Source organism: Kitasatospora sp. NPDC003701 (genome assembly GCF_053587085.1).
Window position 1 is genome coordinate 162415 of the sequence record NZ_JBSFNM010000002.1, and the last position, 25525, is coordinate 187939.

At 73.1% G+C, this 25525-nt stretch carries 18 protein-coding genes; 5 read left to right on the top strand and 13 right to left on the bottom strand.

What is annotated here, in order from left to right:
- Positions 1-79: 79 nt before the first annotated feature.
- From ACWDRR_RS02890 to ACWDRR_RS02900, 3 genes are all read right to left on the bottom strand, one after another.
- Positions 80-1288, bottom strand: coding sequence for an NYN domain-containing protein (locus tag ACWDRR_RS02890; RefSeq protein ID WP_449770387.1), 1209 nt, complete (start codon positions 1286-1288; stop codon positions 80-82).
- Positions 1289-1586: 298 nt separating this feature from the next.
- Entirely contained in the window at positions 1587-2615 is a 1029-nt protein-coding gene (locus ACWDRR_RS02895; RefSeq protein ID WP_449770388.1) for an aspartate-semialdehyde dehydrogenase, read from the bottom strand.
- Positions 2616-2886: 271 nt separating this feature from the next.
- Positions 2887-3822, bottom strand: a complete 936-nt coding sequence (locus ACWDRR_RS02900) for a dihydrodipicolinate synthase family protein (protein WP_449770389.1) — start codon at positions 3820-3822, stop codon at positions 2887-2889.
- 72 nt (positions 3823-3894) lie between these two features.
- On the opposite strand from ACWDRR_RS02900, the gene ACWDRR_RS02905 reads away from it, so the two are divergent.
- On the top strand, positions 3895-4785 hold the full coding sequence (locus ACWDRR_RS02905; RefSeq protein ID WP_449770390.1) for a LysR substrate-binding domain-containing protein: 891 nt from the start codon (positions 3895-3897) through the stop codon (positions 4783-4785).
- 38 nt (positions 4786-4823) lie between these two features.
- On the opposite strand, the gene dnaE is transcribed toward ACWDRR_RS02905, so the two are convergent.
- On the bottom strand, positions 4824-8381 hold the full coding sequence (gene dnaE / locus ACWDRR_RS02910; RefSeq protein WP_449770391.1) for a DNA polymerase III subunit alpha: 3558 nt from the start codon (positions 8379-8381) through the stop codon (positions 4824-4826).
- Positions 8382-8568: 187 nt separating this feature from the next.
- Between dnaE and ACWDRR_RS02915 the strand changes: the two genes are divergently transcribed.
- Positions 8569-9897 carry a DUF2252 domain-containing protein gene (locus ACWDRR_RS02915; RefSeq protein WP_449770392.1) on the top strand — a complete coding sequence of 443 codons (1329 nt, stop codon included), beginning with the start codon at positions 8569-8571 and terminating at the stop codon, positions 9895-9897.
- Positions 9898-9900: 3 nt separating this feature from the next.
- Here the strand turns inward: ACWDRR_RS02915 and ACWDRR_RS02920 are convergent, their stop codons facing one another.
- The 3 genes from ACWDRR_RS02920 to ACWDRR_RS02930 form a co-directional block, all read right to left on the bottom strand.
- Entirely contained in the window at positions 9901-10836 is a 936-nt protein-coding gene (locus tag ACWDRR_RS02920) for a hypothetical protein (RefSeq protein WP_449770393.1), read from the bottom strand.
- 60 nt (positions 10837-10896) lie between these two features.
- Positions 10897-11607, bottom strand: coding sequence for a DUF6193 family natural product biosynthesis protein (locus ACWDRR_RS02925; RefSeq protein WP_449770394.1), 711 nt, complete (start codon positions 11605-11607; stop codon positions 10897-10899).
- A 62-nt stretch (positions 11608-11669) separates the two neighbouring features.
- Positions 11670-12299: a dienelactone hydrolase family protein gene (locus ACWDRR_RS02930; protein ID WP_449770533.1), complete on the bottom strand. Its 630-nt coding sequence runs from the start codon at positions 12297-12299 to the stop codon at positions 11670-11672.
- Positions 12300-12450: 151 nt separating this feature from the next.
- Here ACWDRR_RS02930 and ACWDRR_RS02935 point away from each other — a divergent pair, with 151 nt between their 5' ends.
- A complete protein-coding gene (locus tag ACWDRR_RS02935) occupies positions 12451-14085 on the top strand; it encodes an alkaline phosphatase D family protein (RefSeq protein WP_449770534.1) in 1635 nt (544 codons plus the stop codon).
- Between the two features lie 35 nt (positions 14086-14120).
- Here ACWDRR_RS02935 and ACWDRR_RS02940 read toward each other — a convergent pair whose 3' ends face one another.
- Both ACWDRR_RS02940 and ACWDRR_RS02945 read right to left on the bottom strand, forming a co-directional pair.
- Positions 14121-14978: an ABC transporter permease gene (locus ACWDRR_RS02940; RefSeq protein WP_449770395.1), complete on the bottom strand. Its 858-nt coding sequence runs from the start codon at positions 14976-14978 to the stop codon at positions 14121-14123.
- A complete protein-coding gene (locus tag ACWDRR_RS02945) occupies positions 14975-17815 on the bottom strand; it encodes an alpha/beta fold hydrolase (RefSeq protein WP_449770396.1) in 2841 nt (946 codons plus the stop codon). Before ACWDRR_RS02945 ends, ACWDRR_RS02940 begins: the two co-directional genes overlap by 4 nt.
- Before the next feature lie 141 nt (positions 17816-17956).
- Between ACWDRR_RS02945 and ACWDRR_RS02950 the strand changes: the two genes are divergently transcribed.
- Positions 17957-18985: a mechanosensitive ion channel family protein gene (locus ACWDRR_RS02950; RefSeq protein ID WP_449770397.1), complete on the top strand. Its 1029-nt coding sequence runs from the start codon at positions 17957-17959 to the stop codon at positions 18983-18985.
- Here ACWDRR_RS02950 and ACWDRR_RS02955 read toward each other — a convergent pair.
- The 4 genes from ACWDRR_RS02955 to ACWDRR_RS02970 form a co-directional block, all read right to left on the bottom strand.
- Entirely contained in the window at positions 18982-19452 is a 471-nt protein-coding gene (locus ACWDRR_RS02955) for a GNAT family N-acetyltransferase (RefSeq protein WP_449770398.1), read from the bottom strand. The two genes, ACWDRR_RS02950 and ACWDRR_RS02955, sit on opposite strands and share 4 nt — an antisense overlap.
- Position 19453: 1 nt before the next feature.
- Positions 19454-20392, bottom strand: coding sequence for an RluA family pseudouridine synthase (locus ACWDRR_RS02960; RefSeq protein ID WP_449770399.1), 939 nt, complete (start codon positions 20390-20392; stop codon positions 19454-19456).
- 33 nt (positions 20393-20425) lie between these two features.
- Entirely contained in the window at positions 20426-21037 is a 612-nt protein-coding gene (gene lspA, locus ACWDRR_RS02965; RefSeq protein WP_449770400.1) for a signal peptidase II, read from the bottom strand.
- A 209-nt stretch (positions 21038-21246) separates the two neighbouring features.
- Positions 21247-21756: a TraR/DksA family transcriptional regulator gene (locus ACWDRR_RS02970; RefSeq protein WP_449770401.1), complete on the bottom strand. Its 510-nt coding sequence runs from the start codon at positions 21754-21756 to the stop codon at positions 21247-21249.
- A 607-nt stretch (positions 21757-22363) separates the two neighbouring features.
- Here ACWDRR_RS02970 and ileS point away from each other — a divergent pair.
- On the top strand, positions 22364-25492 hold the full coding sequence (ileS, locus tag ACWDRR_RS02975) for an isoleucine--tRNA ligase (protein WP_449770402.1): 3129 nt from the start codon (positions 22364-22366) through the stop codon (positions 25490-25492).
- Positions 25493-25525 lie beyond the last annotated feature (33 nt).

Sequence of the window (25525 nt, forward strand, 5' to 3'; positions counted from 1 at the left end):
CGCTCACGAGCGAAGACTCTACGCGGTGGACGCCGGTAACCGGACAAGGGGGCCTGATCCCCCGAAACGGGAACGCCGGTCAGTCGTCGACGACGAGGTCGCCACCGGGGACGCGGCCCGCCAGCTCCTTCCAGAATCCCGCCCGGATGGCGTACCGGTCGTGCTCGTCGATCTGGTCGTCCTTGTGCGCGAGCAGGCCGAACCGGGCGGCGTAGCGGAGCAGCTCGCCGTCGACCCGGTGCGGGATGCGCGGGTAGTCGGGCCAGAGCACGGTGAGCCGCTCGACGTCGCCGAGCCGCTCCGTCCAGCGGCGGGCGAACACCTGGCCGACCTCGTGCGCGTCGCCGCCGATGGTGGTGATGTCCTCCTCGCGGTCGGCCCAGCGCTGCTCGGCGGTGGTCAGCTGGGCGAGGGTGGGCAGGCCGTCCCCGGCGGTGACGGCGGGCTCGGCGGCGGGCCGCTCGACCCAGCCCCGGTCGGAGGACCAGCGCAGCACCGGGCCGGTGGGCTGCGCCGCGGTGGCGGGCTGCGGGGCGACGGCGCGCCCGGCGAGGTCCTTGGGCGTGGGGACGACCTTGAGCGCGGTGGCCGCCCCGGCGGAGCGCCCGTTCGCCACCGGCACCTCGGCGGACGCGGGCACGGCGGCGGGCCGGACGGCGGACGCCACGGCCGCGGGCGGGGCGGCCAGGATCTTGGCGATCTCGTGCCGGGGCCCGGGGGCGGGGAAGGCGCTGGCGGTGTCCCGCAGGCTGAAGGAGCCCTCGATCCACTCCCGGTCGAGCACCCGCCGCTCGTCGGCCTCGCCGACCAGGTCCTCGGACTGGTTGAAGTCGCCGTCGGCGGCCTGCAGCGCCCAGAGGTGGACGACCACGCCGTGCTCCTTGGCGGACATCATGCCGGGCAGCAGGTCCCCGTCGCCGGTGATCAGTACGACGTCGGCGCAGGCCCGGTTGCGGGCGAGTTCGGAGAGCTCGGCGTGCATCGCGGCGTCCACGCCCTTCTGCACCCAGCGGCCCTCGGCCCGGGTGAGGGCGCCGAGCCGGACGGTGACCCGCGGCAGGACCCTGAGCCGGCGGTGCTCGGGCATCGGGCGGCGGTCGGGGGCGGCGTCGAACCAGTAGATCCGCAGCAGCGGCAGACCGGTCTCGGCCTCGGCGCGCTCGCGCAGGGCGGTGATGAGCGCGGTGTGGTCGACACTGACGCGGGACCGGGACGGGTCACCGGCGAGCAGGCTGGCGGCGGCGCCCAGCAGGTAACCGGCGTCCACCAGGACGACACAGCGGTCCATCGCGCACCTCTTTTCGCTCGCCCTCGGGGTCCGGCGGCGCCGGTGCGGCGCTGCCGGGTGGGCGCGGTCGGCCCGGCGCTCGGTCCCGCGGGGTGAGGGGTGCCCGTGGCCGCCCGATCGTTGGGTCACCTTTACCCCTGGTTCGCCCGGTGAATCTCGGCGGATGTCGCGGTCCGGCAACAGCCGGCGGCGGCGGATCCGGAGGGCGGAGCGGGCCCCGGCACCGCTGGACCCCGGCACCGGTGAACGCGAAGCGGGCCCCGTCCGAGGACGGGGCCCGCCGGGTGCGACCGCGGACTCAGCCCTTGAGCTCGGCGGCGACCAGTTCGGCCAGCTGGACGGCGTTGAGCGCGGCGCCCTTGCGCAGGTTGTCGTTGGAGACGAACAGCGACAGCCCGTTCTCCACCGTCTCGTCGACGCGGATGCGGCCGACGAAGCTCGGGTCCCGGCCCGCGGCCTGGAGCGGGGTGGGGATCTCGCTCAGCTCGACGCCGGGGGCGCCGGCGAGCAGCTCGACCGCGCGCTCCGGGCTGATCGGGCGCTCGAAGCGGGCGTTGATCTGCAACGAGTGGCCGGAGAAGACCGGGACCCGCACGCAGGTGCCGGCCACCTTCAACCCGGGGATGCCGAGGATCTTGCGGCTCTCGTGGCGGAGCTTCTGCTCCTCGTCGGTCTCGTTGGAGCCGTCGTCGACGATGGAGCCGGCCAGCGGCAGCACGTTGAAGGCGATCGGGCGCTTGTAGACCTTGGGCTCGGGGAACTCGACCGCGGAGCCGTCGTGGGCGAGCGCCGAGGCACCGTCGACGACCTTGGCGGCCTGGTCCTGGAGCTCGGCCACACCGGCCACGCCGCTGCCCGAGACGGCCTGGTAGGTGGAGACGACCAGCGCGGCGAGGCCGGCCTCGTCGTGCAGCGGGCGCAGCACCGGCATGGCGGCCATGGTGGTGCAGTTCGGGTTGGCGATGATGCCCTTGGGGCGGTCGGCGATGGCCTCGGGGTTGACCTCGGAGACCACCAGCGGGACGTCGGGGTCGCGGCGCCAGGCCGAGGAGTTGTCGATCACGACGGCACCGGCCGCGGCCGCCTTGGGGGCGAGGGCCTTGGAGGTGGAGCCGCCGGCCGAGAAGATCACGATGTCCAGGCCGGTGTAGTCGGCCGTGGCCGCGTCCTCGACGGTGACCTCGGTGCCCTGCCAGGGCAGCGTGCGCCCGGCCGAACGGGCCGAGGCGAACAGCCGCAGCTGCTCCACCGGGACGTTGCGCTCCGCCAGGATCTCGCGGACCACGCCGCCGACCTGGCCGGTGGCCCCGACAATGCCGATCTTCATTCCGACTACTCCTCTTGATGTTGCTGGTCACAGCCGCACTCCGCCCATCATGCCTTGTCACCCGGGCGGGGCGACCTGGTATTCCACGGTGTGAGAGCCAGGGCCTGTCTTCAAACTCCCGTCGTCCGCCCGGAGGGCGGGCGGTGCGGCGTTGGGGTGCGTGCATCGCAAGGCGGAGGAAGGAGCCACTGCGGAGCATTGGCGACTGACGACAACGCGGCGAGGTGCGTGCCCCGGCGTCGCACCGCAGGCGGGAGTTTGAAGACAGGCCCTAGTGGTCCAGACCACTGCCGGGACCGGTGTCCGGACCGGCGCCCGGAGCGGTCGCCAGTGCCAGTGCCGCGGCGACCTCCGCCGGCCCGGCCGGCAGCAGCGGCAGCCGGACGTCCGGGGTGGGGATCCGCCCCTGCGCGTGCAGCACGCCCTTGACCACGGCCGGGTTGGGCGCGGCGAAGGCGGCCACCGCCAGCGCGGTCAGCCGGTGCCCCAGCGCCCGGGCGCGGGGCACGTCCCCGCGCTCCCAGGCGGCGGCCAGCTCGACGAACCGGGCGGTGGCCAGATGGGCCGAGGCCAGGATGCCGCCGGCGGCGCCGAGCGCCAGCATCGGCGGGAGGAAGGCGTCCTCCCCCGTCAGGACGGCGAACCCGGCGGGCGGGTCGGCCAGCAGCTCCACGGCGTCCTGGTCCAGCCCGCCGGTCGCGTACTTGACGCCCACCACCCCCGGCACGGCGGCCAGTTGCCGCAGAGCGCCGACCGTCAGCTGCTGCCCGGTCCGGTACGGGATGTGGTACGCGACCAGCGGCACCGGGCTCGCCTCGGCGAGCGCCCGGAAGTGCGCGACCGTCCCGGCCTCGCCCGCGCGCACGAAGGAGGGGACGGTGACCAGTGCGGCCGCCACCCCCGGCACCCGGGTCGCCAGCGCGGCCAGCTCCTCGGCGGCCGCCCGGGTGCCGGGCCCGCCCGCGCCGACCAGCAGCTGCGCACCGCGCTCGGCGCAGACGGCCGCGCAGACCTCGGTCACCGCGCGCCGCTCGTCCGCGCTCAGCGTGGCCGGCTCGCCGGTGGTGCCGAGTGCGACCAGCCCGGCCGCGCCGTCGTCCAGCACCGAGCCGGCCAGCTTCTCCAGTGCGTCCAGCGCCACCGAGCCGTCCTCGGCGAACGGGGTGATCAGCGGGACGTAGATGCCCTTGAGGACCGTGTGTTCCATGCCCACGATCCTGCGGCCCGCCGATCCCGCAGGTCCAGTTCAGATTTGTGACGCTTCTCGTAAGCTGGGCCGATGCTCGACGTCCGACGCCTGCGCCTGCTGCGCGAACTCGCCCACCTCGGCACCATCGCCGCCGTCGCCGAGGCGCTGTCGTTCAGCCCTTCGGCGGTCTCCCAGCAGCTGTCCGTCCTGGAGAAGGAGGCCGGCGTCCCGCTGCTGGAGCGCAGCGGGCGGCGGGTCGCGCTGACGCCGGCCGGGCTGGGCCTCGTCCGGCACGCCGAGGCGGTGCTGGCCCGGCTGGAGCAGGCGGACGCCGAACTCGCCCACGCCAGGCAGGGGTTGGCCGGCCCGCTGCGGATCGGCACCTACCCCTCGGCGGCCCGGGCGGTGATCCCGGCGGTGCTCGCCGAGCTGTCCGGCTGGCACCCGGGCCTGGAGCCGATGGTGACGGAGGTGGACCCGGCGGCGGTGGCCGCGGCGCTGCGCGCGGGCGAGCTGGACGTGGCGCTGGTGCACGAGTACGACCTGGTGCCGGCCGATCCGGAGCCCGGTCTGGCGGTGACCCGCCCGGTGTTCACCGAGCCGATGTACCTCGCGGCCCGGTCGGCCGGCAGCGTGGCGGAGCAGCGCGACGCGCCCTGGATCATGTCGCCGCGGGGCACGCTCTGCCACAGCATGGCCGTCCGGGCCTGCGAGAGCGCCGGCTTCGCCCCCCGGATCCGGCACCAGATCGACGACTTCGCGACGGTGCTGGCCCTGGTCGCGGCCGGTCAGGGGGTGGCGCTGGTGCCGCAGTTGGGCACCGCGCAGCCCCCGCCCGGCGTGGTCCTCACCCGGCTGCCGATGTACCGCCGCACCCGCGCCGCCTTCCGTGCGGGCGCGGGCTCGCACCCGGCGATCTCGGCCTTCGTCTCGGCCCTGTACACGGCCGTCCCGCCCGGGCTCCGCGGCACGGCGGCGTAGGGCCCGGCCGGGCCCGGTCCGCCGGGCGGCCCAAGAGCTCAGTTCGCCAGGCAGCTCGGCCCGAGCAGCTGCTTGAGGTCCCCGAACAGCGCCGGGTCGGACTTCACCCGGTGCCGGTCCAGCCGCAGCACGGTGGTGCTGTCACCGCGCCGCAGATGGACGTGCACCTCGGTGCTGCCCTTGTGGTGGGCCAGCACCTCGCCCAGCCGGGTCACCACCGCCGGGTTGAGCCGGCTCTCGGCGATGGTGAGGGTGATCGGCAGCTGGGCGGCGACGTTGGTCAGGTCCGGCACGGACAGCTCCATGCCCATCAGCCGCGGCACGTCCTCCCGCTTGTCCACCTTGCCGCGGACGAACACCACGGCGTCCTCGACGAGTTGGGAGGAGACCAGCTGGTAGCTGGCCGGGAAGAACATGCAGTCGATCGAGCCGGCCAGGTCCTCGACGGTGGCGATCGCCCAGGCGTTGCCCTGCTTGGTCATCTTCCGCTGGAGGCCCGAGATGATGCCGCCGATGGTGACGATCGAGCCGTCCGGCCGCTCCGCGAGGTCGGCCACCGCGCAGTCCGCCTTGTCGGCGAGGAGGTGCTCGATGCCGTGCAGCGGGTGCGAGGAGACGTAGAGGCCGAGCATCTCCCGCTCCTGGGTGAGCAGGAAGGCCTTGTCCCACTCCTCCTCGGAGAAGACCACGTCCAGCCCGAAGCTCGGCTCCTCGCCGGCCGCGTCGCCGCCGCTCGGCCCGGTCTCGGCGGAGCTGAACAGGTCGAACTGGCCCTCGGCCTGCTTGCGCTTGACCCCGACGACGTTGTCGATCATCGGCTCGAACTGCGCGGTCAGCCCCTTGCGGGTGTGCCCGAGCGAGTCGAACGCGCCCGCCTTGATGAGCGATTCGACGGTCCGCTTGTTGCAGACCACCGACTCCACCTTCTCCAGGAAGTCGGGGAAGGAGGTGAACTTCCCCTTCGCCCTCCGGGTGCGGATCATCGACTCCACCACCGGCCCGCCGACGTTGCGGATGGCGGTGAGCCCGAACCGGACGAGGGTGTCCCCGTGCGGGGTGAAGTCGGAGTCCGACTCGTTCACGTCCGGCGGGAGCACCTGGATGCCCATCTTGCGGCACTCGTTGAGGTAGACCGCCGACTTGTCCTTGTCGTCCTTGACCGACGTCAGCAGGCCGGACATGTACTCGGCCGGGTAGTTGGCCTTGAGGTACGCCGTCCAGTACGAGACCAGCCCGTACCCGGCGGTGTGCGCCTTGTTGAACGCGTAGCCGGAGAAGGGGACGAGGACGTCCCACACCGCCTGGATCGCCGCGTCCGAGTAGCCGTGCTCGCGGCAGCCCCGCTGGAACGGGACGAACTCGGCCTCCAGGATCTCCTTCTTCTTCTTGCCCATGGCCCGGCGCAGCAGGTCGGCCTGGCCGAGCGAGTAGCCGGCCAGGATCTGCGCGGCCTTCTGCACCTGCTCCTGGTAGACGATCAGGCCGTACGTCGGCTCCAGGATCTCCGCCAGGGGCTTCGCCAGCTCCGGGTGGATCGGGGTGATCTCCTGCTGGCCGTTCTTGCGCAGCGCGTAGTTGGTGTGCGAGTTGACGCCCATCGGGCCCGGCCGGTACAGCGCGAGGACGGCGGAGATGTCCTCGAAGTTGTCGGGCTTCATGAGGCGCAGCAGCGAGCGCATCGGCCCGCCGTCGAGCTGGAAGACGCCGAGCGTGTCGCCGCGCGCCAGCAGCTCGTAGGTGGGCTTGTCGTCCAGGGGCAGATCAAGGAGGTTGATCTTGATGCCCTTGTTCTTCTCGATCGCCTTGACGGCGTCGTCCATGATCGTCAGGTTGCGCAGGCCGAGGAAGTCCATCTTGAGGAGGCCGAGGCCCTCACAGGTGGGGTAGTCGAACTGCGTGATGGTGACGCCGTCGGTGTGCCGGGTCCAGACCGGGATGTGGTCGGTGAGCGGCTCGGAGGACATGATGACGCCGGCCGCGTGCACGCCGGGCTGGCGGATCAGGCCCTCGATGCCGCGCGCGGTGTCGATCACCTTGCGGACGTCCGGGTCGTTCTCGTACAGCCCGCGGATCTCGCCGGCCTCGCCGTAGCGCGGGTGCGAGGAGTCGGTGATGCCGGAGAGCGGGATGCCCTTGCCCATGACGTCCGGTGGCATCGCCTTGGTGATCCGGTCGCCCATCGCGTACGGGTAGCCGAGGACGCGCGAGGAGTCCTTGATGGCGGCCTTCGCCTTGATGGTGCCGTACGTGACGATCATGGCGACCTTGTCGGAGCCCCACTTCTCCGTCACGTACCGGATCACGTCACCGCGCCGGCGCTCGTCGAAGTCGATGTCGACATCGGGCATGGAGATGCGCTCGGGGTTGAGGAAGCGCTCGAAGATCAGGCCGTGCGGGATCGGGTCGAGGTCGGTGATGCCCATCGCGTAGGCGACCAGCGAGCCGGCCGCCGAACCGCGGCCCGGGCCCACCGCGATGCCCTGCTCCTTGGCCCACATGATGAAGTCGGCGACCACCAGGAAGTACGCCGGGAACCCCATCTGGATGATGGTGTCCATCTCGTACTCGGCGAGCTTCTTGTGCTCCTCGTCGTACCCGCCCGGGAAGCGCCAGTCCATGCCCTTCCACACCTGGGCCTTGAAGAAGTCCGCCTCGGACTCGAAGCCCGCCGGGATGGGGAACCGCGGCATCAGGTTCTTGAACTCGAACATGCCCTCGGTGTCGACCCGCGAGGCGACCAGCAGCTGGCTGTTGCGGCAGCCCTCCTGCCAGGCGTCCGAGGAGTCCAGCGCGTACATCTCGGCGGCCGACTTGATGTAGTAGCCGGTGCCGTCGAAGCGGAAGCGGTCCGGGTCGGAGAGGTTCTTGCCGGTCTGGACGCAGAGCAGCAGGTCGTGCGCACCGGCGTCGGACTCGGTGGTGTAGTGCGAGTCGTTGGTGACCACCGGCGGGATGCCCAGCTTCCGGCCGATGTCCAGCAGCCCGTCGCGGACCCGCTTCTCGATGTCCAGCCCGTGGTCCATCAGCTCCAGGAAGTAGTTCTCCCGGCCGAAGATCTCCTGGTAGTCGGCGGCGGACTTGAGCGCCTCGTCGAACTGGCCGAGCCGCAGCCGGGTCTGCACCTCGCCGGAGGGGCAGCCGGTGGTGGCCATCAGGCCGGCCGCGTGCTCGGCGATGATCTCCTTGTCCATCCGGGGCCACTTCACCAGCCAGCCCTCGGCGTAGGAGCGCGAGGTCAGCTTGAAGAGGTTGTGCAGGCCCTCCTTGTTCCGGGCCCAGATGGTCTTGTGGGTGTACGCGCCGGACGCCGAGACGTCGTCCCGCTTCTGGTGCGGCTGGCCCCAGAGGACGCGCTTGGTGTTGGTGCGCGCCTCGGGGGCGACGTACGCCTCGATGCCGATCACCGGGGTGATCCCGGCCGCGGTGGCCTGCTTGTGGAACTCGGCCGCGCCGTACATGTTGCCGTGGTCGGTCATCGCGACATGGGTCTGGCCGAGCCGCTCGACCTCCTTGAAGAGCTGCTTCAGCCGGGCGGCCCCGTCCAGCATCGAGTACTCGGTGTGGACGTGCAGATGCGCGTACGGCTGGTCGCTCAAGGCGGGGCCTCCGGAGGCTGGTGCTGTCTGGCTGGCCGGCGAACGCGCAGGTCACGATTGTGCCTGGAAACATATGTGGCCCGAGCCGCCATCGGGGGCCCGGACCAGCTCTCACACGTTCACGGTCCTACTCTAGCCTCCGGTCACAGAAGTCTCCGGCCGCCCACGCGTCGCAAAGGACCCGCCCATGTCCCACCCGCAACCCCCCGCCGACCACCGCGCCGAGACCGTCCTGCGTGTCTTCGACACGGCCTTCGGCGACCTCCTCGCCAAGGACCCGGCGGCGTTCCGGGTGAAGTTCCGGAAGATGGCCGCCTCCGCCTTCGCCTTCTACCGGGGCACCGCCGGGCTCTACTACGCCGACCTCGCCGACGGCCCGTTCGCCGGGTACGGCACCACCTTCCTGGACGAGCGCACCAGCCGGGTCTGGATCCACGGCGACCTGCACGCCGAGAACTTCGGCACCTACCTGAACGCCGAGGGCCGGCTGGTCTTCAACGTCAACGACTTCGACGAGGCCTACGTCGGCGCCTTCACCTGGGACGTCCAGCGGCTCGCCGCCTCGCTGGCCCTGATCGGCTACGCCAAGGCGCTGTCCGACACCACGATCACCCGGCTGGTCACCGCCTTCGCCACCGCCTACCGGGCCCAGATCGCCGCCCACGTCTCCTCCGGCGACGCCGACCCCTTCACCCTGGACACCGCCACCGGCCCGATCCTGGACACCCTGCGCCGGGCCCGGCTGCAGACCCGGGTCGCGCTGCTGGAGTCCGAGACCGTCGTCGACGGGTACGAGCGCCGCTTCCGCACCGGCGGCGGCGCGATCGAGCTGGACGAGCCGACCCGGGCCGAGGTGCTGGAGGCCTTCGCCGCCTACCTCGCCACCCTGCCGCCCGCCTCCCGCACCCGCCCGGAGTCGCTGCGGGTCAAGGACGTCGTCGGCCGCCGCGGCATCGGGATCGGCAGCGCCGGCCTGCCCTCCTACAACCTGCTGCTGGAGGGCCACACCGACGCGCTCGAGAACGACGTGATCATCTACATCAAGCAGGGCCAGACGCCCGCCGTCGCCCGGCACGTCACCGACCCGGCGATCGCCGGCTACTTCGAGCACGAGGGCCACCGCACGGTCATCTCCCAGCGCGCCCTCCAGGCCCACAGCGACCCGTGGCTCGGCTACACCACCCTGCGCGGGCGCGGCCAGCTGGTGGCCGAGGTGTCCCCCTACACCACCGACCTCGACTGGACCGACCTCAACGAGCTGTCCGACCTGCTCGCCGTTACCGAGTACCTCGGCCGCGCCACCGCCACCATGCACGCCGCCGCCGACGAGTCCTCCAGCGGCCACACCCTGGTGCCGTTCTCCACCGAGCACGCCATCGACGCCGCCATCGCCCGCGACGAGGCCGGCTTCACCGCGATGCTGGTCGACTTCGCGCACGCGTACGGGGCGCGGGCCCGTCAGGACCACCAGCTCTTCGTCGACCTCTACCGCAACGGCCGCATCCCCGGCCTGTAGGCCCTACCGGGTCGGGGCCGCCAGCCGCTCCCCGGCGGCGGCCCTGACCGCGGGCTCCTCCATCGGGTCGTCCCGCAGGTACGCCAGCCGCTCCCGCACCTCGGCTCCGTCCGGCGCCCGCCGCACACCGAGCAGCCGGGCGTCGTCCTCGCAGTCCCAGAGGCACTCCACGTACACCGACTCCAACCCGGTCGGGTCGATCTCCGCCAACGCCTCCAGATAGCCCGCCCGCTCGTACGAGTGCGGCGTCCACAGCCAGAACCGCCGCAGCAGCGAGACCGCGTCCCGGGCCCCGGCCCCGAACCGCGCCAGCCCGCGCGCCGTGTGCACCGGCCCGCACCACCGCCGCTCCACCCAGTCCCGCTCCAGGTCCGCCACCAGCTCCGGCAGCCGGGCGTTGTCGGTCTCCGCCAACGGCTTCGGCTCCCGGGGTCCTCCCACCGGACACGGCCCGGCCGGCCCCCACCGGTCCCACGGCTCCCCCCACCGGTCCTTCGGGTCCCGCGCCGCCCGCTCCCGCCCGGTCTCCGCCAGGTCCTCCCACCACTCCACCGGCCACCGGCGCGCCATCTCCTCCAGCGCGGCGACCCAGTGCTCCCCCTCCTTCACGTACTCCCGCAGCGCCTCCCGGGCCTCCCCCGACCCGTCCAGCGCCAGCAGCCCCAGCACCCGGGCCGCCCGCTCGGACCTGCCCCCGTCGCCCCCGAGCCCCTCCGCCACCGGCCCGAGCGGCACCTCCAAGTCCCTCACCAGCCGGGCCAGGTAGAGCGCCCGCCGGTCGACCGAGTCCCACCGCCAGTCCCAGCGGACGCAGCCGTGGACGAGCGCGGCGGCGGCCACCGGATCCTCCGCCGCCATCCGCGCGCCGAGCCCCCGCCCCCGCTGGACCAGCCCGATCATCGTCGCCGCCGGCGCGTACCGCCCGTCACTCATCGCCATGGGCCCATCCTCTCCCTCCGCCGCGGGCAGGTCGACCAGCCGCGTGACCCGCTCCGCCGGTCAGCGCGCGGGGCCGGTCCCCTCCGGCAGACCGGCCACCACGAGGGCCACGGCCTCCTCCGCGGTGTCGAAGCACGAGAGGAGCTCCCCGGAGCTCCACACGGCGTACCGGCCCTCGTGGTTCGGGTCGATCACCTCCCCGACCCTCGCCGTCCACGGCTGCGCGCGGCTCGTGGAGAACCACAGGTTGAAGTGGCTGTTGACCGGCACCAGCCGCCGCAGCACCGGCTGGGCGTACGCGGCCGCCAGCAGCGCGTGGGCGCGCGGGTGCCGGTCGTAGGGCGGGTGGTGGACGCGGTCCAGCTTGATCATCCAGGTCAGCTCGACCTCGTCGAGCCGTTCCCGCTCGTGGGCGAGGGCCCAGTCCCGGAACCGCACGAACGGCGCGGCCGCGGCGACCGCCACGAGGTTCGCACCGCCCATCCACGCCGCCGTCGCCGTGACGACCTCGGCCACCTCCCCGGTCAGCCCGCCGGCCAGCGGGGCGCCGTGGCCCGTGAGGCGCACCTGGTAGGGGCGCCCCCGATCGGGGTCGGGCGGATTCACGACCGCCCTGCGGCCCGTCCCGGGGTCGTCGAACTCGACGATGCGCTCCCACGCCCCGGACGGTGCGGGCAGCACGACCCCGAGCTCCCCGGCCGTACGCCTCAACAGTGCCGCCGCGGGCACCTCGTCGTCTTCCCCACCGAGCCCCACCGAAGAGTCAGCCATGCCCCCAGTCTGACGCTCCCTCCGCGACCGGCCGGCCCGGCCCCCGCCCGTGCGGGGCGGCCTCAGGCCGCCTGCTCGTCCAGCTCCGCCAGGAACTCCAGGGCGACCGCCCAGGTCCGCTCGGCCGCCTCGGCGTCGTAGTCCGGCAGCTCCGGGTCGGTGTAGACGTGCCCGGCGCCCCGGTAGCGGTGCACCTCGACGTCGGCGCCGGCCCGGCGCATCTGCAGGTACCAGGCGTTCAGCCAGTCCTCGGACTCGAACGGGTCCGGCTCGGCCACGTGCAGCTGGACGGCGATCGAGGTGGCCGCGTCCTCCCGGATGTCCGAGGTGCCGTGCAGGAGGAGCAGGCCGAGCGCCTTCTCGTCGGCCAGCGCCAGGTTCTGGGCGAGTGAGCCGCCCAGCGAGAGGCCCGCGTAGACGAGCGCGGCCCCCGAGCCCAGCAGCGGGGCGGCGGCGCCGACGGCCCGGCGCAGCAGTTCGTCGCTGCCGAGCTCCTCCTTGTAGGCCGTGCCCTCCTCGACGTCGTCGAAGGTCTTCCCGTCGAACAGGTCCGGGGTGTGCACGGTGTGCCCGGCGGCGCGCAGCCGGTCGGCGGCGGTGTGGACGGCGGGGCGCAGGCCGTAGACGGAGTGGAGGAGCAGGATCTGGGCCACGGTCGAACTTCCTTGCAGGGTGGGCAGGGGCTCCCCCATCATCGCGCATGGCCGCCGGGTGGCGTCCCGCCCGCGCGGCGGTGGCGGGACGTCACACATCGGTGAATCGGCGACAAACAGTCAGTTCAACATATGGAACAGCCCATTACTGCCCGGTAGCCTGTCGGCCGTGACTGACCTTGTCGAAGACATGACTGCTGCCCGCCCGCACCGTCGCCAGGTGCTGAAGGCCACCGCGATCGTGGCCGGCGCCGCCGCCCTGCCGCTCGCGCTCGGTTCCGCGGCCTCGGCCGCGACCGCCCCCCAGTTCCTGCACGGCGTCGCCTCCGGCGACCCGCTCCCCGACGGCGTCCTGCTCTGGACCAGGGTCACCCCGACCCCCGACGCCGTCCCCGGCTCCGCCGCCGGCCCCGACACCGAGGTCCGCTGGGAGCTCGCCTCCGACAAGGGCTTCACCCGGATCGCGGCGAGCGGCACGGTGACCGCCACCGCCGCCTCCGACCACACCGTCAAGGCCGACGTCCGCGGCCTGACCCCGGACACCCTCTACTGGTACCGCTTCACCGCCGGCGGCACCGTCTCCCCGGTCGGCCGCACCCACACCACCCCGGCCGCCGACGCCGCCCTCGCCCGCCTGCGCCTCGGCGTCGCGTCCTGCGCCAACTGGGAGGCCGGCTACTTCTCCGCCTACCGCCACCTCGCGGCGAGAGGCGACCTGGACGCCTTCCTCTTCCTCGGCGACTACATCTACGAGTACAAGACCGGCGAGTTCTGCGCCCGCGGCACCGTCGTGCGCCCGCACGCCCCCGCCCACGAGATCCTCAGCCTCGCCGACTACCGCACCCGGCACGGCCGCTACAAGACCGACGAGGACCTCCAGGCACTGCACGCGCAGGTCCCGACCATCGCGATCTGGGACGACCACGAGTTCGCCAACGACGCCTGGTCCGGCGGCGCCGAGAACCACACCCCCGGCACCGAGGGCAACTGGGCCGACCGGATGGCCGCCGCCAAGCAGGCCTACTTCGAGTGGATGCCGGTCCGCCCGTCGATCGCCGGCACCACCTACCGCCGCCTGCGCTACGGCAAGCTGGCCGACCTCCACCTGATGGACCAGCGCTCGTTCCGCTCGGAGCAGGTCAAGGTCGGCAACGGCGACGTCGACTCGGCCGACCGCAGCATCACCGGCCGCGCCCAGATGGACTGGCTGAAGGCCGGGCTCGCCGCCTCCGACACCACCTGGCGGCTGATCGGCAACGAGGTGATGATCTCCCCGGTCGCCTTCTTCTCGCTGCCCGACTACCTGCTGCGCCCGCTGGCCAAGCTGCTCGGCCTGCCCGGCGAGGGCCTCGCGATCAACACCGACCAGTGGGACGGCTACACCCACGACCGCCGCGAGCTGCTCGGCCACCTCAAGGCCAACGGCATCAACAACACCGTCTTCCTGACCGGTGACATCCACTCCGCCTGGGCGTCGGACGTCCCGCACGAGGCCGCCACCTACCCGCTCTCGGGCAGCGCGGCCACCGAGTTCGTGGTCACCTCGGTGACGTCGGACAACATCGACGACGTCCTCAAGGTCGCCCCGCAGACCCTCTCGCTGGTGGCGGCCGCCGCGATCAAGTCGGCCAACCCGCACGTCAAGTGGGTCGACCTGGACTCGCACGGCTACGGCGTCCTGGACATCACCCCGGGCCAGACCCAGATGGACTACTACGTCCTGTCCGACCGCACCCGCAAGGACGCCACCACCAAGTGGACGCGCTCCTACCGCACCCGCTCCGGCACCCAGCAGGTCGAGCGGGTCTACTCCCCCGTCAAGTGAGCCGCCCCTGAGGGGTGCGCCGCCCGGCGCACCCCTCAGGACACCACGTCCTTGCGGGCGAACCCGCGGAACGCCAGCGCCAGCAGCACCACCGCGTAGGAGAGCGACAGCGAGACGCCCTGCACCATGCCGCCCCACTCCAGCTGCGGCTGCAGGGCGTCCGCCCAGGCGTACTGCCAGTGCGCGGGCAGCCATTCGCGCAGGTCACCGAGGGCGGTGACGGCGTCCAGCACCCCGGTGACGATCGAGGCGAAGACCGCCCCGCCGACCGCGCCCAGCGGCGCGTCGGTGGCGGTGGACAGCCAGAACGCCAGCGCCGCGATCACCACCTCGCTCAGGAACACGAACGCGACCGCGAGCGCCAGCCGCGGCAGCGCCTCCCCCGCCGACAGGCTCACCCCGGCGGGCAGCTTGAGGTCCCCCCAGCCGTACGCCGCGGTGCCGACCAGCAGCCCGATCGCCGGCAGCAGCACCACGGCCGCCGCCGAGAAGGCCAGCCCCACCGCGAACTTGCGGGCCAGCAGCCGGGCCCGGGGCACCGGCGCGGCCAGCAGGTAGCGCAGCGAGGACCAGCTGGCCTCCGAGGCCACGGTGTCCCCGCAGAACAGCGCGACCGGGATCACCAGCAGGAAGCCGGTGCCCATGAAGAGCAGGGTGGTCGCGAAGTTCGGGCCGGAGGCGGTGGCCAGCTCGATGAAGCTGGTCCGGTCGGCCCGGCCCGGCGTGCCGCCGATCTGGAACGCCGCCAGGATGACGAACGGCATCGCCGCCAGCACCCCGCCGATCACCAGGGTGCGCCGGCGCCGCAGCTGGCGCATGGCCTCGACCCGCAGCGGCAGCGTCCGGCCGGGCCGGTACCCGGGCGCGTGGTCCGGTGACACAACGGCGCTCACGCCGTACCTCCGATCAGCGACAGGAACGCGTCCTCCAGCCGGCGGTGCGGCCCGGCCCGCTCCACCGGCACCCCCAGGCGCACCAGTTCGGCCAGCAACTGGCTGGCCGCCATGCCGTCCAGCCGCACCAGCAGCCCGTCCCCGACCGGCTCCGCCGAGCCGACCCCGGCCAGCGCGGCCACCTTGTCGGCGGCCGCCGCCAGCTCCTCCGGCCCGAACGAGGCGGGCGTGCCGATCAGCAGCTGCTCGCCCGCGCCGACGATCTCGGCGACGGCGCCGGCCGTGACCAGCCGGCCGCGGTCCATCACCACCAGGTCGGTGCAGCTCTGCTCCACCTCCGCCAGCAGGTGGCTGGAGACGATGACGGTCCGCCCGGCGGCGGCGTAGCGCACCATCACCTCGCGCATCTCGCGGATCTGCGGCGGGTCGAGCCCGTTGGTCGGCTCGTCCAGGATCAGCAGGTCCGGCAGGCCGAGCATGGCCTGGGCGATGGCCAGGCGCTGCCGCATGCCCTGCGAGTAGGTGCGCACCGCCCGGTCCAGCGCCTCGCCGAGCCCGGCGATGGCGAGCGCCTCCGCCAGGTGCGCGTCCGCCTCCGGGCGGCCGGTGGCCTGCCAGTACAGCCGCAGGTTGGCCCGGCCGCTGAGGTGCGGCAGGAACCCGGCGCCCTCGACGAAGGCGCCGACCCGGGAGAGCACCGGCGCGCCGGGCCGCACCAGGTGGCCGAAGATCCTGATCTCCCCGGCGTCGGGCCGGATCAGGCCCATCAGCATCCGCAGCGTGGTGGTCTTGCCGGCGCCGTTGGGCCCGAGCAGTCCGAGCACCTGGCCCTGCTCCACCCGGAAGCCCACGTCCCGGACGGCGTACCGGTCGGTGGCGCCCTTGTAGCGCTTGCCGAGGCCGGTGATCTGCAGCGGCACCCCGGCCAGCGCCGGGTCGTAGGCCGGCCTGCGGGCGGCCCGCCCGCGCCGGCGCAGTCGCGGCACCAGCAGCAGCGCGGCCGCCACCAGGACGGCGACCAGCGGCAGCGCCCAGGTCCGGGCCGGCAGCGGCGCGGCCTCGGTGACCAGCTCGTCGACGGTCGGCACGGTGAGCGGACCGGCCAGGGCCGCCCGGTAGGCGGCCGGCTCGGCGGGCGAGGCGTAGGCCAGGTCGGTCGAGGCGAGCACCAGCCGCAGCCGGTGCCCGGCCGCGAAGGTGTGGTCCACGGCGGGCAGCGCCACCGTGACGGTCCTGCCGCCGGGTGCGTCCGCGCCGGTCACCCGGAGCGGGGCGGCCAGCTGCTGCGGCAGGCTCTGCTTGCCGTCCGGCGCGACGTCGTACAGCTTGGCGAAGAGCACCGCGTCCGGCCGGTCGGCCCGGACGTTCACCGGGACGGTCGGCTGCCCGGTCAGGTGCAGCTGCCCGTCCAGCGGCGCGGAGTCGAACCCGGCGTACTGGCCGGGGAAGTCGATCGAGAGCCCGCCGCCGAGCGCGGCGGCCTGGCTGAGCGCGCCGATGCCGGGCAACGCGGAGATGTTGGGCGGAGCGCCGCCGGGCGGGTTGGCGAAGGCCTGCTCGGCGCCGGCCGCACCGCCGGTCAGCTCCAGCCGCCGCGAGCCGGTGCCCGCCAGGCCCGGGTAGGCGTCGGCGGAGGCGCCGCGCAGCACGGCCTGGAAGCCGGTGGAGTCGACCCCGCCGGTGCGGGTGACCCGGAACGCCGGGCCGGTGTCCGCGCCGGCCGGGCCCGGCCGCTTCACGTCCGGCTTCAGATAGCTGTCGAACCAGGCCCCGACCCGGTCGTCCACCCGGGCGCTGGTGTCGGTGCCGCCGTCGTGGCCGCCCGCGAACCAGTCCACCGCGACCGGCGCGCCGTTGGCCGCGACCGCCCGGGCGATCGCATCGCCCTGGTCGAGCGGGAACAGCGAGTCCTGCTGGCCCTGGACGACCAGCGTGGGCACCTTGAGCCGCCCGGCCACCGAGGACGGGCTGGAGCGTTCCAGCAGCGCCACGGCGTCCGGATCGGCGCGTCCGGCGGTCGCGACCCGGTCGTACATCCGGCAGAGCTCGTCCAGGAAGCGGCCGCAGCCGACCGCCGCGTCCGTCGCCTCGCCCGGGGCCCGCTGCGGGCCGGTGCCGCCGCGCGGCGCCTCGCCCGAGGGGCCGAGGTCCCCCGCCGATCCGGTGGTGAAGAACAGGCCGGCCCAGAGCTTCTTGAACACCCCGTCCACCGCGCCCGAGCCCTGCACGCCCTGGGGGAACAGCGCGTCGGCCAGGTTCCACCAGGTGATCTGGCTGGCCACGGCGTCGATCCGGGTGTCGTAGGCCGAGCCGAGCAGCGCCGCCGCCCCGCCGTACGAGGCGCCGGTGATGCCCACCCGCGGGTCGCCCGGCCCGTCCAGCCGCACCTCGGGCCGCTGGGCCAGCCAGTCGACCAGGTGCCGGACGTCCTCGACCTCGCGGTCGGGCGCGTTGAGACCGATCCGGCCGCCGGAGTGGCCGAAGCCGCGCGCCGACCAGGTCAGGACCGCGTAGCCCTGCCGGGCGAGCTGCCGGGCGCGCTCGCGCTCGTCCTCCTTCGAGCCGCCGAAGCCGTGGGCGAGCAGGACCGCCGGGCGCGGGCCCGGCCCGGTGGTGAAGAACGAGGTGTCCAGCTGGACCACGGCGTCGCTGCCGGGCGTCTCCGGCATGGCGAGGAATCGATCCTCCTGACGGACCGTCCCGTCGCCGCCCGCCGCCACGGCCACCGCCGTACCGATCCCGGCCACGGCCACCAGGGCCACCGTCGCGGCCAGTACTCTCCGTCCGGCCGTCGTCCCACGGCCGCGCCACCGGCGCCACGCCCCACCGAGCTCCATGGTCGGTGATCGTATCCGCCACGCCGGTAGGCGTCCGATAAAGCCGCCCGGGCCGGAGCGCACCGAATCAACCGATTCACCCGACTACGCCCGGGTATCGTACGCACGTCCCGCCCCACCGCCCGACGACGAGGTGTGCCTGTGCTCCGGCCGCTGCTCGCCCTGCTCGCCGCCGTCGCCGCCACCCTGGTGACCGGCTGGGTCGTCGACCAGGTGCTCCAGCGCGTCGCCGCGAGTCACCCGGACGCCGCCGTCTGGCCGCTGCTGCGCCGCTGCCGGATCCCCCTGCAGCTCGTGGTCGTGTCGGCCCTGCTGCTCGCCGCCGCGCCGCTGGAGCGGATCTTCCACCAGCACGACGACAGCCTGCACCACCTGGTGCTGCTGATCCTGCTCGCCGCCGTCGGCTGGCTCGCCGTCCGGGTGGTGGCGGCCGTCCTGGAGGCGGTGCTCAGCCGGTACGAGACGGTCGCCGACGACCCCGCCCGGGTGCAGCGGGTGCACACCCAGATCAGCATGCTGCGCCGGGTGGCCGACGCCGTGATCGTCGTGGTCACCGTCGCCGTGATGCTGCTGACCTTCTCCGCGATGCGCACCGTCGGGGCCGGCCTGCTCGCCTCCGCCGGCATCCTCGGCATCGTGGCCGGCATCGCGCTCCAGGGCACCCTGAGCAACTTCTTCGCGGGCCTGCAGATCGCCTTCGGCGACACCGTCCGGATCGGCGACACCGTGGTGGTCGACGGCCAGCAGGGCACCGTCGAGGAGATCACCCTCTCCTACCTGGTGATCCGGCTCTGGGACTACCGCCGGCTGGTCGTCCCGGTCTCGTACTTCGTCAACAAGCCCTTCGAGAACTGGACCCGCCGCGACCCGGGCCTGCTCGCCGCGGTCGTCCTGCACGTCGACCACACCACCCCGGTGGACCGGCTGCGCGCCGCCCTGCACGAGCGGCTGGAGCGCGATCCGCGCTGGGACGGCGCCGAGTGGGCCCTCCACGCCACCGACAGCACCCCGAGCACCCTGGTGGTGCGCGCCACGATGACCGCCCGCAACCCCGACGACGCCGCCCTGCTGCGCTTCGCCGTCCGCGAGCAGCTGGTCGCCTACCTGCGCGACGAGCACCCGGGCGCGCTCCCCCGCCTGCGGACGGAGGAGCACCCCGAATCGTCCTAGAGCACCCGGGTCATGGTGCGGTGCGGGATCCCGGCGTCGTCGTAGACCGGCCCCTCGGCCGTGTAGCCGAGCCGCTCGTAGAAGCCCAGCGCCTGGACCTGCGCGTGCAGCTCGACCTCGCGGGCGCCCCGCCCGCGTCCGGCCGCCTCCACCGCGCGCACCAGCTCGGCGCCCAGCCCGGTGCCGCGCGCCGCCTTCACCACCGCGAGCCGGCCGAGCAGCACCCGGCCCGCCGTCCCGCCGGTGAGGGCGAGCGCCTGCGGGCCGTGGATCAGCCGGGCGGTGCCGAGCGGCTCGCCCTCCGGGCCGACCGCCAGCAGGTGCTCGGAGGTCGCGTCGAGCTCGTCGTACTCCAGCTCCTCGGGCACGCCCTGCTCGGCGATGAACACCTCGTGCCGGACACCCCGCACCAGCGCCAGGTCGTCCTCGCCGTCGGCCACCCGGATCCGCACCGCGAACGGGCTCATGTCAGCTCTCCGCGGCGATGATGTCCAGCGCCTTGCGCAGGTCCTCGGGGTACTCGCTGGAGAACTGCACCCACTCGCCGTCGGCCGGGTGCTCGAAGCCGAGCGAGACCGCGTGCAGCCACTGCCGGGTCAGCCCGAGCCGCTTGGCCAGCGTCGGGTCGGCGCCGTAGGTGAGGTCGCCGACGCAGGGGTGGCGCAGCGCGGACATGTGCACCCGGATCTGGTGGGTCCGGCCGGTCTCCAGCTTGATGTCCAGCAGCGACGCGGCCCGGTACGCCTCGATGAGGTCGTAGTGGGTGACGGACGGCTTGCCCTCGCGGGTGACCGCCCACTTCCAGTCCGAGCTGGGGTGGCGCCCGATCGGGGCGTCCACGGTGCCGCTCATCGGGTCCGGGTGGCCCTGCACCAGCGTGTGGTACTTCTTCTCGGTCACCCGGTCGTGGAACTGCCGCTTGAGGTCGGTGTAGGCGCGCTCGGACTTGGCGACCACCATCAGCCCGGAGGTGCCGACGTCGAGCCGGTGCACGACGCCCTGGCGCTCGGCGGCGCCGGAGGTGGAGATCCGGTAGCCGGCGGCGGCCAGGCCGCCGATCACGGTCGGGCCGGTCCAGCCGGGGCTGGGGTGGGCGGCGACGCCGACCGGCTTGTCGACGAGCACGATGTCCTCGTCGTCGTGGACGATGCGCATGCCCTCGACATGCTCGGCGACGATCCGCACGGGCGCGGCGGGGGCCGGGATCTCGACCTCCAGCCAGGAGCCGGCGGTGACCCGGTCCGACTTTCCGGCCAGGGCGCCGTCGAGCGTCACCTTGCCGTCGGCGGCCAACTCGGCGGCCTTCGTCCGGGAGAAGCCGAACATCCGGGCGAGGGCGGCGTCGAGACGCTCGCCCTCCAGGCCGTCGGGTACGGGGAGGCTGCGGATCTGCGCTGCGGTACTCACCCGTACGAGTATGCCGGACGCGGGAGCGGCCCCTTACGCGGTCGGGCCGGGCCGGTCCTCGTCCGCGTCCCCCGCGCCGGCCTCGCCCTTGCCCGCGCCGCCCTTGTCGGCCGGCTGGTGGACGGTGCCGTCCGGGTTGCTGCCGCGGAAGGAGAGCAGCACCACCAGGATGCCGCCGCAGACGATCGCCGAGTCGGCGAGGTTGAAGACCGCGAAGTGCTGGACGGAGATGAAGTCCACGACGTGGCCGCGGAACGCGCTCGGCGAGCGGAACAGCCGGTCGGTGAGGTTGCCCAGCGCCCCGCCGAGCAGCAGCCCCAGCGCGATCGCCCACGGGAGGCTGTACAGCCGGCGGGCGATCCGCCAGATGACCACGATGACGGACGCGGCGATCACCGTGAAGACGATGGTCAGCGCCTGTCCCATGCCGAACGCGGCGCCGGAGTTGCGGATCACCTGGAAGGTCACCACGTCGCCGATCACCTTGATCGCCGCGTGGTTCTCCAGCCGGGCGACCACCAGCAGCTTGGTCCCCAGGTCGATCAGGAAGGCGACCAGCGCGACGCCCAGCAGGACGCCGATCCGCCGGCGCCCCTTCGGCGCCTCCCGCTCCACCGGAGCGGTCACCTCACCGGGCTCGACCACGGCCTCCTCCACGGCTACGGCGGGGGTCGGGACGGACTCGTCCCGCGTCTGGGGGGAACCTTGCGTACTGATGATCCGCTCCGCTGCCGATGAGGGTCCCCCGGGGCCGAAGGTCGGGGGAGAGTGGGCCGGTGGTCGCCGACCTCGACGAGTCAGGCGACGTTACGGGGTCGAGCGTACGGCAAGCCCGACCCCCCGCGTCGCCCCGGTCAGCGGCGTTCCTGCTTGGCCTTGCACTGGACGCAGAGCGTCGCCCTGGGGAAGGCCTGCATCCGGGCCTTGCCGATGGCCTGGCCGCAGGACTCGCAGGTCCCGAAGCCGACCCCCTCCAGCCGGGCCAGCGCGCGCTCGGCCTGGGCGAGGCTGTCCCTGGCGTTGTTGGCCAGCGCCAGCTCGCTCTCCCGGGAGATGTTCTTCGTACCGGCGTCCACCTGGTCGTCGCCGGCTCCGTCGTTGGAGTCGCGCATCAGCCCGGTGATGGCGGCCTCGGCCGTCCCGATCTCGTTCTGCAGCCGGTCCAGCTCGGTGATCAGCTCGGCGTGCAGCTCGTGCACCTCCTGCGAGGTCCACGGGTCCTCGCCCGGGCGGACGGGCAGCTCGGCCGGGTCCACCGATTCGGCGCCACCGCCGCGGGCCGCGGCCGCGGCCGGCGTGCGGGTGCGGCCGGGGCCCACAAGTGCGGAGTCGTTGCTGGTCTTGTGCCGTGCGGTAGTGGTCACGGTCCCCTCCCCTGGTTCGCCTGCCACAGCCTTGCGAGCCCGCTTGGTGACGGTACCCGCGCCGGTTGCCTCATCAGCCATGGCTTCGACCCCATCTACGAACGAATCGAGCCGCCGGTTCCCGGCGGCTTCCAGTGCCGGAACGATAATCCCCATCAAAACCGGTCACAACATGACATACCGACGCCTCACAATGATCCCACCCAGGCAGCCGTCACAGCCGCCCCGCCCCGCGCGCTGACCAGAGTTGTGCCCAGAACACCCCCGCCTAACCGCCTCCGCCCGCCGTCGCGGCGCCGGACAAACCGACTTGCGGCTGCCGATAGACTGGGCCGGCAAGGCGCAGATGGGACGAGTACCGACGTACGCAGCCACCAGCGACCCGGGGACGGTGCGAGCCCGGGGGTGTGCACGGCGGGAAGATCACCCCGGAGCCGCCGGAAGAACGGCCGCTGGGCAGGTCCCAGCAGCCCGGTAGACCCGGCAGCAAGCCCAAACAAGAGGGTCGCAGCAGCACCGCGGCCAAGGAGGGTGGTACCGCGGGGCGGCATGCCGTCTCGTCCCTCCGTCGGATCCAGCCCACATCCGTCGGAGGTTGACAGCCGCGATGACCACCTACAACTCCGTCCCCGCGCAGGTGGACCTGCCTGCCCTCGAACACCAGATCCTCTCGTTCTGGCAGGACAACAAGATCTTCCAGCGCAGCCTGGAGCAGTCCGAGGGCCGCCCCGAGTGGGTGTTCTACGAGGGACCGCCGACCGCCAACGGCATGCCCGGCGCCCACCACATCGAGGCCCGCGTCTTCAAGGACGTCTTCCCGCGCTACCGGACGATGAAGGGCTACCACGTCGCCCGCAAGGCCGGCTGGGACTGTCACGGCCTCCCGGTCGAGCTGGCCGTCGAGAAGGAGCTGGGCTTCTCCGGCAAGCAGGACATCGAGGCGTACGGCATCGCCGAGTTCAACGCCAAGTGCCGCGAGTCGGTGACCCGCCACACCGACGCCTTCACCGAGCTGACCACCCGGATGGGCTACTGGGTCGACCTCGACGACGCCTACCGGACGATGGACCCGTCCTACGTCCAGTCGGTCTGGTGGTCGCTCAAGCAGATCTTCGACAAGGGCCTGCTGGTCCAGGACCACCGGGTCGCCCCCTGGTGCCCGCGCTGCGGCACCGGCCTGTCCGACCACGAGCTGGCCCAGGGCTACGAGACCGTCGTCGACCCCTCGGTCTTCGTCCGCTTCCCGCTCACCTCCGGCCCGCTGGCCGGCGGGGCCGCGCTGCTGATCTGGACGACCACCCCGTGGACCCTGGTCTCCAACACCGCCGCCGCCGTCCACCCCGAGGTCACCTACGTGGTGGCCACCGACGGCACCGAGCGGCTGGTCGTCGCGGAGCCGCTGCTGGCCAAGGCGCTCGGCGAGGGCTGGGAGGCCACCGGCGAGTCCTTCACCGGCGCCGAGATGGAGCGCTGGACGTACCGGCGCCCCTTCGACCTGGTCGAGATCGAGGACGCGCACTACGTCCTCAACGCCGACTACGTCACCACCGAGGACGGCACCGGTATCGTCCACCAGTCCCCCGCCTTCGGCGCGGACGACCTCGCGACCTGCCGCCGCTACGGCCTGCCGGTGGTCAACCCGGTGCTCGCCGACGGCACCTTCGCCCCCGAGGTCCCGCTGGTCGGCGGCCAGTTCTTCAAGAAGGCCGACGAGGCCCTGGTCGCGGACCTCAAGGAGCGCGGCCTGCTCTTCCGCCACCTGCCGTACGAGCACAGCTACCCGCACTGCTGGCGCTGCCACACCGCGCTGCTCTACTACGCGCAGCCGTCCTGGTACATCCGGACCACCGCCGTCAAGGACGCGCTGATCCGCGAGAACGAGGCCACCAACTGGTACCCGGAGAACGTCAAGCACGGCCGCTTCGGCGACTGGCTGAACAACAACATCGACTGGGCGCTCAGCCGTAACCGCTACTGGGGCACCCCGCTGCCGATCTGGCGCTGCGAGGAGGGCCACCTCACCTGCGTCGGCTCGCTGGCCGAGCTCTCCGAGCTGACCGGCACCGACCGGAGCGGCCTCGACCCGCACCGCCCGTACATCGACGACGTCACCTTCGCCTGCCGCGAGTGCTCCGGCACCGCCACCCGGGTGCCCGAGGTGATCGACGCCTGGTACGACTCCGGCTCGATGCCCTTCGCCCAGTACGGCTACCCGTACGAGAACAAGGAGCTGTTCGAGAAGCGCTACCCGGCGCAGTTCATCTCCGAGGCGATCGACCAGACCCGTGGCTGGTTCTACACGCTGATGGCCGTCGGCACCCTGGTGTTCGACAAGAACAGCTACGAGAACGTCGTCTGCCTGGGCCACATCCTGGCCGAGGACGGCCGCAAGATGTCCAAGCACCTGGGCAACATCCTGCAGCCGATCCCGCTGATGGACCAGCACGGCGCGGACGCGGTGCGCTGGTTCATGGCGGCCGGCGGTTCGCCCTGGTCGGCCCGCCGGGTCGGCCACGGCACCATCCAGGAGGTGGTCCGCAAGACCCTCCTCACCTACTGGAACACCGTCGCCTTCCAGGCCCTGTACGCCCGCACCTCCGGCTGGGCGCCCTCCGCGAGCGACCCGGCCCCGGCCGAGCGCCCGCAGCTGGACCGCTGGGTGCTCTCCGAGCTGAACACCCTGGTCCGCGAGGTCGACGCGGCCTTCGAGGCCTACGACACCCAGCGCGCCGGCAAGCTGCTCTCCGGCTTCGTCGACGACCTCTCCAACTGGTACGTCCGCCGCGGCCGCCGCCGCTTCTGGCAGGGCGACGCCGCCGCGCTCGCCACCCTGCACGAGGCGCTGGAGACGGTCACCCGGCTGATGGCCCCGCTGACCCCGTTCATCACCGAGCAGGTCTGGCAGGACCTCGTCGTCCCGGTCGCGCCGCAGGCCCCGGCCTCGGTGCACCTGGCCACCTGGCCGGAGGCGGACGAGGCGCTGATCGACGCGGACCTCTCGCGCCACATGGCGCTGGTGCGCCGGCTGGTCGAGCTGGGCCGGGCCACCCGCGCCGAGTCCGGCGTGAAGACCCGTCAGCCGCTCTCCCGCGCGCTGATCGCCGCCCAGGGCTGGGACGAGCTGCCGGCCGATCTGCGCGCGCAGATCGCCGAGGAGCTCAACGTCTCCGCCCTGGAGTCGCTGGCGCAGGTCGGCGGCTCGCTGGTCGACACCACCGCGAAGGCCAACTTCCGCGCGCTGGGCAAGCGCTTCGGCAAGGGCGTCCAGGACGTGGCCAAGGCGGTCGCCGCCGCCGACGCCGCGCAGCTCGCCGCCGAGCTGCGCACCGACGGCACCACCGGCGTCGAGCTGAACGGCGAGCGGATCGAGCTGGGCCCGGACGAGGTGATCATCACCGAGACGCCGCGCGAGGGCTGGGCGGTCGCCAACGAGTCCGGCGCGACCGTCGCGCTCGACCTGCACATCACGCCGGAGCTCAAGCGCCTGGGCGTCGCCCGGGACGCGATCCGCCAGATCCAGGAGGCCCGGAAGAACTCCGGCCTCGACGTCGCCGACCGGATCGTGCTGCGCTGGCAGGCCGCCAACGAGGAGACCGCCGAGGCGATCGCCGAGCACGGCCCGCTGGTCGCCGAGGAGGTGCTGGCCACCGACTTCGCGGCCGGCGCCGCCGACTGGGAGTCCGAGACCTTCTCGGACGAGGGCCTCGGCCTCGCCTTCCAGCTCCGCAAGGCCTGATCCACCGGCCGTGATCCGCAGGGCCCGATCCAC

Excerpts from the sequence above, each read along its gene's own strand:
- ACWDRR_RS02890 (WP_449770387.1), bottom strand. The coding sequence starts at position 1,288 with ATGGACCGCTGTGTCGTCCTGGTGGACGCCGGTTACCTGCTGGGCGCC.
- ACWDRR_RS02895 (WP_449770388.1), bottom strand. The coding sequence starts at position 2,615 with ATGAAGATCGGCATTGTCGGGGCCACCGGCCAGGTCGGCGGCGTGGTC.
- ACWDRR_RS02900 (WP_449770389.1), bottom strand. The coding sequence starts at position 3,822 with ATGGAACACACGGTCCTCAAGGGCATCTACGTCCCGCTGATCACCCCG.
- ACWDRR_RS02905 (WP_449770390.1), top strand. The coding sequence starts at position 3,895 with ATGCTCGACGTCCGACGCCTGCGCCTGCTGCGCGAACTCGCCCACCTC.
- ACWDRR_RS02915 (WP_449770392.1), top strand. The coding sequence starts at position 8,569 with ATGTCCCACCCGCAACCCCCCGCCGACCACCGCGCCGAGACCGTCCTG.
- ACWDRR_RS02920 (WP_449770393.1), bottom strand. The coding sequence starts at position 10,836 with ATGGCGATGAGTGACGGGCGGTACGCGCCGGCGGCGACGATGATCGGG.
- ACWDRR_RS02925 (WP_449770394.1), bottom strand. The coding sequence starts at position 11,607 with ATGGCTGACTCTTCGGTGGGGCTCGGTGGGGAAGACGACGAGGTGCCC.
- ACWDRR_RS02930 (WP_449770533.1), bottom strand. The coding sequence starts at position 12,299 with ATGGGGGAGCCCCTGCCCACCCTGCAAGGAAGTTCGACCGTGGCCCAG.
- ACWDRR_RS02935 (WP_449770534.1), top strand. The coding sequence starts at position 12,451 with ATGACTGCTGCCCGCCCGCACCGTCGCCAGGTGCTGAAGGCCACCGCG.
- ACWDRR_RS02945 (WP_449770396.1), bottom strand. The coding sequence starts at position 17,815 with ATGGAGCTCGGTGGGGCGTGGCGCCGGTGGCGCGGCCGTGGGACGACG.
- ACWDRR_RS02955 (WP_449770398.1), bottom strand. The coding sequence starts at position 19,452 with ATGAGCCCGTTCGCGGTGCGGATCCGGGTGGCCGACGGCGAGGACGAC.
- ileS (WP_449770402.1), top strand. The coding sequence starts at position 22,364 with ATGACCACCTACAACTCCGTCCCCGCGCAGGTGGACCTGCCTGCCCTC.